Origin of the sequence: Litorerythrobacter xanthomarinus, assembly GCF_046254955.1 — a bacterium.
Taxonomy (GTDB): Bacteria; Pseudomonadota; Alphaproteobacteria; order Sphingomonadales; family Sphingomonadaceae; genus Qipengyuania_C.
On sequence record NZ_JBJXRG010000001.1, the window covers coordinates 1616827 to 1631030 of the forward strand.

Here is a 14204-nt window from a genome sequence, read left to right on the forward strand (position 1 = left end):
CACCTATTTGATCTTGGGCAGCCCGTCCGCGAGCGAATTCGGGTCGAAAACGCTTTGCCTCAAGCCGGGGACATAGCGCATGCCGGTGAAGTGAACTTCCGTGGTGTGTCCGGTTTGAATGTTGTGAGCCGAGAAGCGCATGGCCGTGTGGACTCCGCCGACCTTCTCGATGTCGTAGACCCGAACGCGTTTTAGCGGATCTCCATCCTTGTCGGCGAATTCGATATACACGGGGAAGCCAGTGGTCTTGTCGATCAGCGCCTTGAAGCTGGAATAGCCCATTTGCGCCGCCTTTTTCGCGTTGCGGGCCTTGCCCTTGAGCATCGGGTAGCTCTTGCCGCCGATACTTCCTTTGCTGACTTCGGTGAAGGTCCAATCGTCGAGGCCGAATTTGAAATTGTCCTGGAGATCGCCGTAGGTCAGATCGGTACCCATGAAGTAGTCTCCCCGCTCCGAGACGGGAAGACGGCGCACTCGCTTCGTAGCGGGTAGGAACAACCAATTCTGGTCGTCTTTGGCGACGTGATTATAGCTCAGGAATGCCGTGTCCGCGATCATGGTCGGCTTGGTGAAAAAGATCGCCACCTTTTCGGTTGATCCTTGATCCGAATGCACCATGATTGCGGTCCTGGAACGCGTTTTTCCGGCCTTGTTCTTGAGCGCGAAATGCATCGTCCCGACGCGCCCTTCATTCGCCGCACGTTTGGCGACGAGTTGAGCCAGGGATCCGGGTGTATCGTTCTGGGCTGCTACCGGGGCTACGATGCAACCGAGGGCAGCTGCGGCCAGGAGTGACTTAAGTGGGTAACGCATCTGGCATTGTCCTCCGTTTGAATTTCAAGATGGACGCCCACAACGCTGGGACGATCAGAATAGCTCCGATCAGCGATCCGAAGGCTCCGAGAGCGACCAACAATCCGAACCAGCGCAAAGGCGGTGCTGATGAGAGACAGACGACCATCAGTGCGCAGCCAAGCGCGATTGCTGAGTAGAAGCATGCCTTGGCCACAACCGTGTACCTGCCGCTGAAAGCCTCTTCGAGAGTTGCGCCTTCAGCGCGGCGGTTCCTGACGAGCGAGATAAGATGGATCCCGAAATCGACACCCAACCCGGTTGCAATTGCTGCAGTCATGGATGTGGCGGGCGCGATGCTAATCGCCGAAAGACCCATGGCGGCGTAAACACTGATGACGCCCACGGCGACCGGCACCATGGCGAAGAGCGCATAAACCAACGACCTGAACATCATCAGCGTTGTCATGAAGACGAGAGCGAATGCCATGCCGAGCCCGACGAAATGGTTTTCGGATAGCTTGGTCATCCACCCGTCGTTGACCGCGACACGGCCGCTTATCTCGGCCGAGAGATCGTGCTTGCTGCTCCACGCGGACGCGATGGTCTCCAGCTTGTGAACTGTCGGGAGGGTTCGGGCGTAGCTGTCGGTTGAAACTTGCGCCCGGATCAAGGCGCTCGAATAGGTATAGTCGATCTCCTGCTTGAAATCTTCGGGAGCGCCAGACGTTTCGTAGAGAAACATGTATTGGGCTGGTGCGCGCGGTTCTGTCGGCAGGGTCCCAGCAGGAGCGTCAGTAAGGACTTCGTGCATGAGCGCCATGTACTCATCTATACCGCCCACCTTCACGACCAGAGGCAAGTCCTGCATCTCGTCGCGAAGCTCGGCAATCGCCGACATAGCTTGCGGTGTCATGAGCCCGCCTTCTTCGGGAGCTGTGACGACAACGTCGAGAAAGTTGACGCCGCCGAGGCGATCATTGATCTCCTGATCGGCAAGCTTGACAGTGTCTCCTTCAGCGAAATAGCGTTGCCGCTCGTAGTCGAATTCGGCGCGCAAAGCGAAGAAGCCGAGAAAGACGAATATCGAGGCAACTGCAGCAAGCGAGAGTCGTGGATTGGAAAACGCAGTTTCGGTGATTGACGCGACCATGCGGTCGATCGGCCCCTCGTGAGCGATCGAACTCGTGCCGTCGGCGGGCTTGAGATCAGTCATTATAAGGATGGCTGGCAAGGCGGTCAGGCTCAATGCCCAGGCAACAGCCGAACCGATTGCAGCGAAATAGCCGAATTCGCTGATGGGCTGCATAGCTGCCCCAAAGGACAGACCGAGAAATGCCGCGATTGTGGTGATGCTGGTAAGTGTTACCGGTAGCCAGACGCGCGAGAGGGCATCCAATACAGCATCTTGCGCGGTGAAATGGCGGTTCTCTGCGCGCGCCTTGAGGAAGTGGGTCGTAATGTGCAGCGTGTCGGCAACCGCGATTGCCATGATGACGACCGGGAGTGCGGTCGTGATAAGATAGTACTTGGCGTCGAACCATCCCATTAGGCCGATGGAAGCTGCGGCAGAACCAGCGATTACGAAGAAAGGGCCAAGCAGTGCCTTTGGTCGTCTGAGGGCAAGAAGGAGTATTGCCAGGACGGTCAATCCAGCTGCAGGGACGAAGATCCGCGTGTCGCCGTTCACTATCTCGGCCAGCCGCGCATTCATGGAGGCTACGCCTGCAACATGGACGTCAATTTGCGGCGGTGCGGCTGCCTGAGCGGCTCGTTCGACATTCGCCACGACTTCTTCGGCTTGGTTGGGATCTTCGACCGGCACAATCAATGTCAGGAAATCGCCGTTTTCTGATGCCAAGAGGCCGGAGAGCATCGGCATTGACCGAAATCTTTGCCAGGCGACCGCAGCTGTCGCGGGTGTGACGCGCCCGTCTTCGACGATCGTTTCAACGATCAGATCGCCATTCGCTCCGCGCATGGCATTCTCACTGGCCAAGGAGACCACGTCGTTTTTCTTGACGCCGTCGATCTGGCGCACCGCATGGTCTATTGCCCGAAGAGCAGAGAGTCCGTCGACGGTAAAGGCGCTTTCACCCGAAGGTGCAGCGAGACCAACTATGATGGGATCTTCGAGCCCGAACACATCCCGCGCCTTGTCGCGCGCAATCGATGCCGGGTGGTCATCGGGTACGAAAGCATCGACTGATGGATCCTTGGAAAGGCCGACCAACCCCGCAGCGGCTCCCAGGACCAATGCCAGAGCCACGAAAAATGCCGTTCCCGGTCTGAGGACTATGCGTCGAAGTACGCGTCCCAGTTCAGGACGATCAAAAGCGGTTTCAGGCATTGGGTCCACACCCCCCAATCAGCTCACTACAGATGTGCAACCGCTTATTTTTATTGTGTTGGGCACCCATAGGGTGTCGCGCAACCAAAGATTCGAGTTTCAAGTGATCCCAAACCTGTGAGTTTCTATGTATGGCTGTATCGAGCGTCTTCGAATAGGAAAAATCCGCCAACCGGAAGGATGCCGCCGACATGGCCAAGGACGATGAGCCACGCACCGCCGCGGGGACGTTTTGAAGCTTTCCCTCGCTTGCGCGCCACGCATTCATCTCTCGGATCATGAATAAAGTTGGCACTGACGCCCCCCAAGCAGTCGCGTGACTATGTTATTGATCGGAAACGACTCTGCTGTCATTCCCCAAACGGGGTACAAGGCAAACAATATTGATGGAGCTGCCGGACGTGTCGCAAGCAAGCGAGCGAGAAATTGACCTAGAGGTGATATCAGCCTCCTGGCGGGTCCTTTCTGATCCGGCTGCCTTTGGCGACCTAGTAGCTGCTTGGAGCAAGAAGCTACAGGCGGCGAGCGAAATGCCGAACCGGACATTGGTGGACCCCGCGCTTCAGCGTCAGTTTGAAGCGATACGAAGCGCCGCGCATGGCTCGTTTGATCTGCAGCGGAATGATCCGCTCGAAAATGCGATCACCGCGGTAGGCGCACCGACAATGGTTCTATCCCCCGAAGGCGTCGTCGTTACCTTGAGTGACAGAGCATCCGAGTACTTCGGTGTGACCCAAGGACGCCGGGCTGATCTTGCATGGTTTCGAACCGATCTCTTCAGCTGTTTGCCCGCGGCCGGAAATTCCGGTCCACAAGACTACGCCATAATGGCGGTACCCCAACCATCGGGACGCGAAGCGCTGGCGGAGGTCTACTTGCTCAGCGTCGAGCCTTATGAAAAGCCGTTTACAGTCGTACGTTCGTTGGAAATCGAATGGGGTTTTGAAATCGGTGATCGCCTAGAGCAAGCCTTCGGGCTTACGCAGGCCGAGACCCAGATATGTAAACTGCTGTTCGAGCATGTGGACCTTGCCCAGATGGCGCGCGTTCGCAAGGTCCAGATCGAAACCGTTCGCACCCAGCTCAAGCGCATCCTCGTCAAGACCGAAACCCATTCTCGCACTCAACTGATACGGCTGCTCTCACTGATGTGCGCGCGCTCCGAGCGACGGCGCCCTGCGACAAATCTCAGGTGGTCGGATCCCAACGGGAATGAGCAGATATTGCGGCGAAAGGACGGCCGCGATCTTGCTTTCACATGGATCGGCGCGAAACACGGGCGGTCCGTGCTCTATCTCCATAGCCGTATTCCCTATTTCCTCTTGTCGGACAGGTGCGGAGAAATACTGGCCGAACGCAGGATCAAACTCATCTGCCCGTCACTTCCAGGTAACGGCAACAGCGCCCCTGCGGTAGGCAATGGGCAATTGGAAGACGGATGCAACGCGATAGTCGAGTTATGCGAACATCTTGAATTGTCGGGGATACCCGCGTGCGCATCTTATCGCGGGCAGTATTATCTTTCGAAACTCGCTTATTCGCAGCCGCACATGTTCAGCAGGTTGTTGTTTGTCGGCATTCCTTGGAGCCTTGGGGGAATGGACGAAGCAAGGTCCCTCGTTCCCAAGATTTTCGCCGATCTTGCTATGAAAGCGCCTGATGTTTTCGCCTTGATGTGCGAGCTAGCCTTTCGGTTGTTGCAGCGCGAGGGCGTGGACTGGTTCCTGAGGCAATCCTACAGCCAGAATGCGGTGGACCGGCAGACGATTTTCGATGCCGAAGTCCAGCCACTGCTGCGCGCAGGATGCCGCCACCTTTTCAACCAAGGATCGACTGCCTTTATCGGCGAGGAGGTCATGGTCGCCAACGTTGATTTGAGTGACTGGCTAGCAAGCCTTAAACTTCCTGCGCATTGGCTGGTGCCTGAAAGCACATTGTCCCAAGGTGACGACGCCTTACACAATCTGCAGGATATCAACTCTCGTTTTACGATGGAGGTTGTCAAGAATACGGGACAGCTCCTCCCCTACCAGCGCACGGAACTGTTTCTCGCTCGTTTAGAGCAACTGGCTTTTGGGGATGGCTTGGAGAACTGAGTATGCAAAGTGGGGACGAGCTAACGCGAGACTGACAGTTCCAGGTTTCGCGCTCTTATAGACTTCTTTTCACGATAGGATCGATAGCGCTATCGGGAATCACCCCGGCAAATGAAGATGAGCAAATCTTAGGCTGGCAGCGCAATAGAGATTGTCGCTTTGACACTCAACGCGCATCGAAAATGGCCTTCCACACGGCCGTGAATATCGCGGTTGCAACCGAATGCGGCTCGCTGCGCGCATCGATGAGCACAATGTTCAGATTTGCTGTTCGCATCCTTGTCATGAGAGCGTTTCGTCGCTCAAAATCGCCCTCGTCGATATCACCTGGTTTGCGGGCATGCGATGTCGCGAAGTCGATCAAAAGGTGTATGGTCAGATCAGGCTGGATGGCCGCCATCCTTCGATGAAGATCGAGTTCGAAGGCATGAGTGAGCCGGACAAACCAGCTTGGCCTTGCCGGTAATTTGCTCGGTCCATCAAGATATCCCGCTTCAAGCGACTGCGGCCATCGATCGCAGATCACAATCACCCCTCTATTCCGGAGGAACTGCGCGTAGTGCACATTCAGCCATCGCCTGATTGCTATCGTCATTCGCCAGGCAGATCGGCCCCACAATTTCAGCCGCGACTTGACAGAGCTCCTGCCCGTGGAATTTGATTCTGATACGCTTTTGGCGCCGCTTCGTCTGAATCGATGCCGCACGCGCATCCACCCGCCATCATTCGATCCCAAATAGAGGATCCGGACCCGAAACTTTCGCCCAAGCACCTCGGCCAATTTGGCAGTCTGGGTCGATTTTCCGCTCCCATCTACTCCCATCAATGTGACGATAACGCCCTGTGGCGCAAGCCTTCGCTTGTATGCGTCCGCCGCAGAAGATTGCGCAGTGAGCCGGCTGGCAAGAGCGAAACCAAATCGTCTGAGCGAATGGATGGTCTGGTCAGCGGCTTGTACGCTGAGATCGGCACCGGCGGATCGGAGAATCCGGGACCTGAGCCGCTTGGTCTGAGCTCGATCGTAGTGCAGGGTATTCCCATCGCGTCGGACAGCAATCTGAAAGCGGTCTTTGCCGACGAGATATTCCAGACAAAGTGAGTTTCCATCGGCGGTCGTAATTCTGCTGAATGGTTCGGCAAGCTCTTTGCCCATGGCAATTGATCGGCCCATCAAGAGCGATGGCGAGCGAAAGATCGCCCGCAAAAAAGCAATCTTCGCTTGGTCACGAGCTGACACTACCTGAAAGCTGATCCCGCCAAATTTGCGTTCTTCCCACTGGCCGACATCGGAATACAGCAAGGCCGGGAACCGTTTGCGAAAGCGCTTGCCGACAAAAATGGCCTTCGCCACATCAAGGTGAAGGTAGTTCGCGTGCTGCAAGGGGACAAACCAGTCTTCGCGCCCCTCCATTGCGTTGTCATACAATGGATGGGGCAGGGCCCTGATCGCGGAAAACTCCTCCAGAAGCTCTACGAATGGTCCGTAGTCCGATGGATCGATGAGCAAATCAAAGTCAGCCAAGGCTTGCATGGCTTGCGGGATTTGCGCTGTATTCTTGTAGACTCCGAATCCGATGTTGCGAGCGGCAATTTCGCCGAACAATTTGCGCACAACATCAAGGGCTTCAGGCTGGGGACCTTCAAGACGCAATTTGCTCAACCACTTCTTTGCTAGCGTGCGCGACTGTCTCAACTGGCATTGTGCCATCGATTGTTTCGATATGAGCCCCTGCATCGATCGCTGCCTGGAGCAACAAGGCAGGCAGAGGCTCATATTCCAACAACTCCGCGATGATTTCATTCGTCATGAGGTTCTCAAACCGGCTGTCGCCTTCGAAACGCCCAGATATTCTCGCGGCGGCGATATCTGCGGGGACTTGGATGAATATGATGGAAACCAACTTCCCTTGCCAAAGGTGAGCCAGGAATCTCGAGATCATGCGAACATTCGGCTCGTGCTGATTGCTGGCAATGCAGATCGACCAGAGGTTTTGCAGCGAGCCCTGGTCCAGAATGATGGGATGATGAATTGCATTCATCTGCTGTCTCAAAATCACGAGGCGAAGCAGCCGCCTTGCTGTCTCCCAATTACATCCGCCAATAGCGACTGCCAGCCCAATCCCGGCATGAACCAGCCGAAAGTCCAGCAGACCTTTCAGCATCCAACCCAATTGGCGGAGGATAGACTGCTTTCTCCAGCGATTGGATAAGTCCTCCCGGCTAATTGAAGCAGATTTGCTGCTCGTATGCGCGCAAGCGGTACTCTTCCCGCTGCCCGGCAGGCCGAAAAATTCGATCAGAACGGGATTCTGCGCTGGAATTTCTTTGTTCAATTCTCGCCTCATGCTCACCCGAGCAGGATGTCTATAGGAACGCGCTGAAGGCAATGTCGAGTTTTCATGATATTTGTGAATGTTAGCTGGAGGGCCGGTAAGCTCGATTACAGCTAATTTTGGGTTATGCCTGTTCGGTTGGGTGAAATTAACCGCAGTCTGGTCAGGCAGGAAGCGCAACGAGGAGTGCGCCCAATGAAACGATCTAAAACCGCAATGTCGATCGCCGTCAGCGGAGCTTTACTTGCGGCATCGGGGCTTGCTTCGGCCGAGATGAAACCGCGGGCCATTAAGATCGGGAAGAATGGCGAAGTCTGGGAAGGCGGAAAAGGACGCAACAAGCAGGCGACGCAGGATGAAGAAGAGCCGGCTTCTAACGATTCTAACGATTCGGGTGGGACCGAGGACAATCCTGAGGTGTATCAATCATCCCTCATCGATGGATTTACCCCTTCGCCGTTCGATTGGGATGGTCGTCAATATCGCGTCAATGCAGGTTCTTCATGGAATGCATACATGGAGCGCTCGCTCATGATCAGTCCTAAAGGCACACGGCTGCGCTTCGAAATATGGGATACCGACAACGACCGTTCTGTGAACGACCCCAGCCGCAAGCGAAGGTCCGAGATAAGCGGCAGCCTCTATGGAGATCCCACAAGGTTGCCCAATGGAGTGGAACTTTGGGGCGCGTTCTCAGTCGTGCATGAGCCCTGGCAGGATCCGGCGGGAATGAGCCAACTTTATGGCGGCGTCTATGGACAGCTCCATATGGGTTCCAAGGTCGGCGGCTCACCCGCGCTGGCATTTCGCAGGCGTGCGAATGGTGATTTTGTTGTAACGACGCGCGGCGAGCATAATCTCGATGGATCAACCATTTATCGGGCTCCTTTGCCGTTTGGTGTGGTCCATGACATTGTCTATGCGGTAGTGCTCGATCCCACGGCAGGCAGTCTGAGGGTTTGGCTAAACGGTGAGCAAGTTGTCGATCAAAGAGATGTGTCGATTGGGCACAGCGAAGCAGACAGTTTCTGGAACTACGGGCTCTATTTTTCGGGAGGCATCTCAGGACCCGTTGTGGCCGAATACGCCAATCATGAATACCCATCGGAATACCCGTTGGATTACCGGGTGTTCAACCGACCCGCCTGGCCGGACTGATACTGCCGCACGCATTGGATTTGGCGGCTCTGCGACGTGCCCTCTAGCCTAACATTGCCATTGGCTGATGAATCGCTCGAAATCGCTGGGAAAGCTGCGGCCGCAAGAGCTTCCTGTCCCAATTTGAAACAAAATATGGTTAATTTCCTTCGTAAAATTATTAACTTGCATTGTTAAGTGATTCCCCGATGATCTCCCTACGGGATCGCACCGAGTCGCAAGAAACTCATTGCTATTGGGGGAAACACACGTGCGATCTGTTTTTTTCCCTGCATCTGCGGGGTGTTTAGGCTTTGAATCTTGCCAGTGTGGAGCTGCGCCATGAGGCAGCAGCAAGCCGAACAAGATGCCACGGAAGATCGGATTACAAGCCTCCGCGTTCGTGGAGAGTCGCATGGTTTTCTGCTCGATCACGGCGGGGGCGCTATCGACCCTGCAAGGCTCGAGGCCGAGACGGCGATAATCCTACCGAAAGAGGCGTGGGACGAGAATTCGGGTCTTGGAGTTCCTGCGCGCCCCGGAATAGCGGCCGGGCATGAGCGACCAGGCTCGAAACCAAGCTCCAATTGGTCATCAATTCAGCGGTCTGTGAAGCGGTCAATCGACATTGTCTTGGGTGGGATTTTCGCCTTGGCGCTTCTCCCGTTCGTCGCCGTTATCGCCGGCATAATCTGGATGGTGGATGGCAAGCCCATCATTTTCTCGCAGGAGCGGATCGGCATGAACGGGAAGCTGTTCAACTGCCTCAAGTTTCGGACGATGCGTATCGATGCACAAGAGCGCCTCGATGCAGTGCTGGCACAGGATGAAACGGCCGCCCGTGAGTGGGTCACCACGCAAAAGATCAGGAATGATCCTCGCGCGACAAGACTGGGGCGCTTCCTGAGGCGAAGCAGTATCGATGAAATTCCCCAATTCCTAAACGTAATTCGCGGGGATATGAGCCTGGTCGGACCGCGCCCAATCCTGCCTACCGAGGCTTGGAGATTTGGCAGGTATATCGAGGCTTATAAGTCCGTGCAGCCTGGGCTCACGGGTCCATGGCAAGTGAACGGACGTAACAATCTCTCCTACCGGCAGCGGGTCGCGGTGGATACCAATTATGCTCGCAATTTCTCATTGTGGCGGGATCTGATGATCCTCTGCCGGACACCTTTCGCAATCCTGAGGTCTGAAAAATGGGACTGACATCTTCTCCATACTCGCCGGAACTTCCGATCGAAACGCGGCGCAGTGCGAGGCCAGTCACGAGGGCCTTGCTTGTGGGCTGTGCAGTCTTGCTGCTTGCGAATTGCACCAGCGTGAAAAGCGGCCTGCCCACTGGTGCGCAATCCTATGCTGTCATACCCGCCACTGCGGCACCGCCTAGCCAGTATATGATCGGCACCGGTGATCTGGTCAGCGTCGACATTTACCGGGAACCGGAGCTTTCGGTTGAAGCGCGTCCGGTTGATCCTTCCGGTCAGCTCGTGGTCCCTCTGATCGGTGCGATTGACGCTGCTGGAATGAGCGGGCCGCAGCTAAGCGAAACAATCACTCGCAAACTTGCCGAGTACCTGGTCGACCCGAAGGTCGCCGTATCGGTCAGTTCAGCGACACAGACTGTGGCGGTCGAAGGCAGTGTGAATCAGCCTGGGATCTACCAGATTCCCGGCAAGTCCTCGCTTATCGAATCGATTGCCTTGGCGCGTAGCCCCACGCGGATCGCAGACTTGGATGAAGTTCTCGTATTTCGCGAAATCGATGGGCAAAGGGCCGCGGCCCGTTTCGACCTGGCTCGCATTAGGGCGGGGCTCGATCCCGATCCGGTGATCTTGCCCGGAGATCGTATCGTGGTGGGCTTCTCGGCGGTCAAAGAAGCTTGGCTCGAGTATCTCGATACGTCCTTCTTCAATATTTTCAGAGCTTTCTAAGTGGCAGGCAGGGGTAAGGTTCCAACCATGGACAACGGAAACTTAGTCAAGGAAACGGCGAACGGTGACGCGTTGGATTTGTCATATCCTCGCCGCGAAGCCCCGCGGTCGACACCTTTTCAGCGGCTCCGCGCTATTTTCTACCGTCAGCAACGGCTGCTGCTGGTGGTGTTCCTGACGATCTTCATATTGGGGACGCTCTTCATATTGCTGATGCCGCGCGAATACACATCGGTGGCGACCGTGCAGATCGAGCAACAAGCTTCGCGGATTCTTCCAGTCGATGATCTGGATCCGCAGCCCAGCATTCAGGATTCCGACCGTTTCCTTCAGACCCAGCTCGATCTCATCAAGTCCCGCGCTCTCGCAGAAATCGTCAGCGCAGAACTGGATATCGCCGGGAACCCTCGCATGCTCGAAGCCATCGGCATAGATCCGGAAAGTTCCGAAAATCTGGCTGAGAATGCCGTGCTCGCCTTGCAGGAGCGCATGGACGCCCAGCTTGGCCTCAATACCCGGATTGCTCGAGTGACCTTTACCAGTCACGATCCGGTTGTATCGGCTCAGATTGCCAATGGCTTCGCGAGCCAGCTGATTGATTTCAACATAAACTCCAAGCTTGAGAACTCCACGCGTGCCCTGCGCTATCTCGAAGAGCAATTGGCCGATGCCAAGGAGAAGCTGGAAAGCTCGGAAAACCGGATGCTCGCCTATGCGCGTAATGCCGGACTTACCAGGACAGTAACAAGCGGAACCGGTGACCCGGACCAAGGCGGATCGCTTCGCGTGCGGCGCCTTGCCGGGCTTACCGATGCCTTGTCGGCAGCGACGGCCGAACGGGTTGCTGCCGAACAACAGTGGCAGCAAGCCCGGGGGAGTGATTCGATGCACTTGGCGGAAGTCCAGGGCAACCGTGCGATCCAGGATCTCATGACTCGCCGGGCTGAAATCCAGTCGACTTTGGCCGAGGAGCAGCAAAGACGGACCGATTCCCACCCAATCGTTCGAGAATTGAAGGCGCAGTTGCTCCAGATCGATGGCGACGTGGAAACGCAGTCTGAAAATGTCCGCCAATCGATTTACCAGCGCTACGCAGCCTCGGCGCGGCAGGAGCGGCAGCTAAATCAGGAGGTTGCCGGATTGCGCGCCTCGGCGATGGCAGAACGCGAACGCGGAGTTCGCTTCAACTCGTTGCAACGGGAGGTCGATACCAACAAGATATTCTACGACGGCTTGTTGCAGCGTTATCGCGATGTCGCGTCGGCATCGGGAGCTCCTTCGGCGAACATCTCGCTGGTCGATCGAGCAGAGCCGCAGGTGGAAGCGAGCTCACCCGATGTCGGACAGAATATCGCGCTTTCGGGAATTTTGGCAGCAATTGTTGCGCTAATGGCCGGACTATTGCGTGACCAGTCGCGCAAGGAAATTCACTCGATAGATGACTTCGAGCGCACAACCGGCTTGCCCGCGCTGGGCGCAGTTCCTGCGCTTCCAAAAAAGTCCTCCATGACCGAAGCACTAAGCGACCCGACGTCGCAGCAATCCGAAGCGCTTAACTCGATTGCGGTTGCTCTCCCGCAGATGTTCGGCGGACTGCCAAACACTATTCTAATTACGAGCAGCGTGCCCAAGGAAGGTAAAACAGCGACTTCATATGGCTTGGCCCGAAGCCTTGCGCTGGTTGGTCGCAATGTTGTCTTGGTTGATGGCGATTTACGTCGCCCCGCATTCCAGAGCATGTTCGCCGGGATCTCAGCCCCCGGTTTGAAAGAGGTTCTGGAAGGGGAAGCGAAGCCGTCCGATGCTCTGGAAACGCTGGAAGGCGAGAACTTCAGGGTGGTCGGTGGAGGAGCAGTTGCTGCCAATCCGGTCCAGCTGCTCAATCCAGATAAGTTGCGAGAGACGCTGACCGAATTGCAAGCATCTGCTGACGTGGTGATTGTCGACGGACCGCCGGTGCTGGGTCTGGCAGATGCGCCATTGCTTGCCGAGGTTGTTGACGCGGTGCTCTTCGTTGGCGAGGCGAACTGGGTCGAGGAAGACCAGCTCGCAGCATCTGTCGCGAGGCTGCCGAAGGGTCCACAAGTGGCCGGAATCCTGACCAAGTTCGATCCACGGTTGGCAGGCGTCAGATATGATGAGAAATCTTATTACGGCTATTGATCTGATCCTGCCATGATTGCCGAGCCGAGAATTCCGGGGAGCCCTGGATGATCACAATTTCGATCGCTGCCACAGCCGCAATGCTGGCCATCAGCATCTGGCTGCTTGTCCGCTCTCCGTTCAATATTGCGGCGATCGTGGCTACCTTGACATGGATTTTCGCGGCTATGCCGGCGATCTACTATGTCGAAACAGCCGTGGTTCCATCGTATTCTTGGCGCAATTTTGAATACGTGGGCGGCCCCTTGTCCAACGGCGCTGGATTGCCCGAGGCTCTGGGCTTATTGGTCGCTATCGGGGTCGCTTTTACCGTGGGCTCGGGCTTGGCGCTGTGGATCCAGAAAGAGGTTCCCCTGGGCAAAGCAACGCTCCGCTCGACGAGCCCCAACGTTACTTTGATCCTGGCGCTGGCCTGGTTTTCATCGATGGTCTTCCTTTTCCAGTTGTCAGGCTGGGATTTGGGACGTTTCCTCCTGCCCGTGAGGGAGGATTTTCGCGAGCCGGGATACCTGCTGACCATGTTTATCGGCATTCCGCTTGCTATCGTCGCAAAGCTTTACTGGCAGAATGGCCGCTTGAATGGCTGGGCGCTGTTCTGGATCGCGATCGCGGTTATGGCAGCATTTTCGCGCAGTCAGCGGCGGGATTTCGTGACGATGGCGCTGTTCCTGATCGCGCTCATCTTCCTCCTTCGACCGATCGTATCGCAGGCTTGGACAAGACGCGAAGATATTGCCGCCGCTGTCTCCCGAAACAAGATCGTGGGTCTGCTGTTATTGGGAACAAGTCTGCTGCTTGTTCCCGTGCTTTGGTATTCGCGCGTATATTTCAACACATCTGCGCAAGGGCAGGCTGTCGATCCGACTGCAATTCGGTCTATCCCGGATCTTCTGCTTGGCAGTCCGGCAACAGGCTTTCCCAATTTCGTGCTGATCATCGATTACGTGGAGAGGTTCGGTGAGCAGCCGCTACATTTGCCAGGTTTCCTCCTCGCTCTCCCGATCCCGCGTGCGCTCTATCCTGGCAAGCCGGAAGACATCGATACGACCCTGCAAGCACAGTTCCAGTTGATGGAGAATCCTTCGGCTTTCTGGTTTGGCGAGCTCTATTTCTCTCTCGGGCTCTTCGCCATCCCAGCAGCGTTTCTGGTTGGTTTTGCGCTATTTCGGCTGGCCGAACATGCGATCCGGTCGCCATCACTCTTGCTGCGCACCTTTGCTGCAATCGGCTTCATGCAATCGATCACCCTGTTCAAGAATGGTTTTGGTCAGTTCGCGATCAACGGGGGAACGATGGCACTGTTCGTCCTGTTTGCCTGGTACTTCCCGCAAATAGCAGATCGCCGCGCTGACAACTTCAGGCGCTCACCCCGTCATTCCCCGTTTCGGCCGACATAAAA

10 protein-coding genes are annotated in these 14204 nt (G+C 56.1%); 6 read left to right on the plus strand and 4 right to left on the minus strand.

Going from position 1 to position 14204, the window contains the following annotated elements:
* Positions 1-3: 3 nt before the first annotated feature.
* Both ACEWMW_RS08020 and ACEWMW_RS08025 read right to left on the minus strand, forming a co-directional pair.
* Positions 4-813 carry an outer membrane lipoprotein-sorting protein gene (locus tag ACEWMW_RS08020; protein WP_409413359.1) on the minus strand — a complete coding sequence of 270 codons (810 nt, stop codon included), beginning with the start codon at positions 811-813 and terminating at the stop codon, positions 4-6.
* A complete protein-coding gene (locus ACEWMW_RS08025) occupies positions 797-3142 on the minus strand; it encodes an efflux RND transporter permease subunit (protein WP_409413360.1) in 2346 nt (781 codons plus the stop codon). The genes ACEWMW_RS08020 and ACEWMW_RS08025 overlap by 17 nt, the downstream gene beginning before the upstream one ends.
* Positions 3143-3525: 383 nt before the next feature.
* Here ACEWMW_RS08025 and ACEWMW_RS08030 point away from each other — a divergent pair, with 383 nt between their 5' ends.
* Positions 3526-5238, plus strand: a complete 1713-nt coding sequence (locus ACEWMW_RS08030; RefSeq protein ID WP_409413361.1) for a bifunctional helix-turn-helix transcriptional regulator/alpha/beta hydrolase — start codon at positions 3526-3528, stop codon at positions 5236-5238.
* A gap of 166 nt (positions 5239-5404) precedes the next feature.
* On the opposite strand, the gene ACEWMW_RS08035 is transcribed toward ACEWMW_RS08030, so the two are convergent.
* Positions 5405-6850, minus strand: a complete 1446-nt coding sequence (locus ACEWMW_RS08035) for a hypothetical protein (protein ID WP_409413362.1) — start codon at positions 6848-6850, stop codon at positions 5405-5407.
* A gap of 28 nt (positions 6851-6878) precedes the next feature.
* Positions 6879-7751 carry a hypothetical protein gene (locus tag ACEWMW_RS08040; RefSeq protein WP_409413363.1) on the minus strand — a complete coding sequence of 291 codons (873 nt, stop codon included), beginning with the start codon at positions 7749-7751 and terminating at the stop codon, positions 6879-6881.
* Positions 7752-7766: 15 nt separating this feature from the next.
* Between ACEWMW_RS08040 and ACEWMW_RS08045 the strand changes: the two genes are divergently transcribed.
* The 5 genes from ACEWMW_RS08045 (at position 7767) to ACEWMW_RS08065 (ending at position 14202) form a co-directional block, all read left to right on the plus strand.
* Positions 7767-8729, plus strand: a complete 963-nt coding sequence (locus ACEWMW_RS08045) for a heparin lyase I family protein (RefSeq protein WP_409413364.1) — start codon at positions 7767-7769, stop codon at positions 8727-8729.
* 321 nt (positions 8730-9050) lie between these two features.
* Complete coding sequence (locus ACEWMW_RS08050) at positions 9051-9917, plus strand: sugar transferase (protein ID WP_409413365.1); 867 nt, start codon at positions 9051-9053, stop codon at positions 9915-9917.
* Positions 9918-10030: 113 nt separating this feature from the next.
* Entirely contained in the window at positions 10031-10642 is a 612-nt protein-coding gene (locus ACEWMW_RS08055; protein WP_409413366.1) for a polysaccharide biosynthesis/export family protein, read from the plus strand.
* Positions 10643-10669: 27 nt separating this feature from the next.
* Positions 10670-12805 (plus strand): GumC family protein, encoded by a 2136-nt coding sequence (locus ACEWMW_RS08060; RefSeq protein ID WP_409413367.1) that lies wholly within the window; start codon positions 10670-10672, stop codon positions 12803-12805.
* A 47-nt stretch (positions 12806-12852) separates the two neighbouring features.
* Positions 12853-14202 (plus strand): hypothetical protein, encoded by a 1350-nt coding sequence (locus tag ACEWMW_RS08065; RefSeq protein WP_409413368.1) that lies wholly within the window; start codon positions 12853-12855, stop codon positions 14200-14202.
* Positions 14203-14204: the final 2 nt, after the last annotated feature.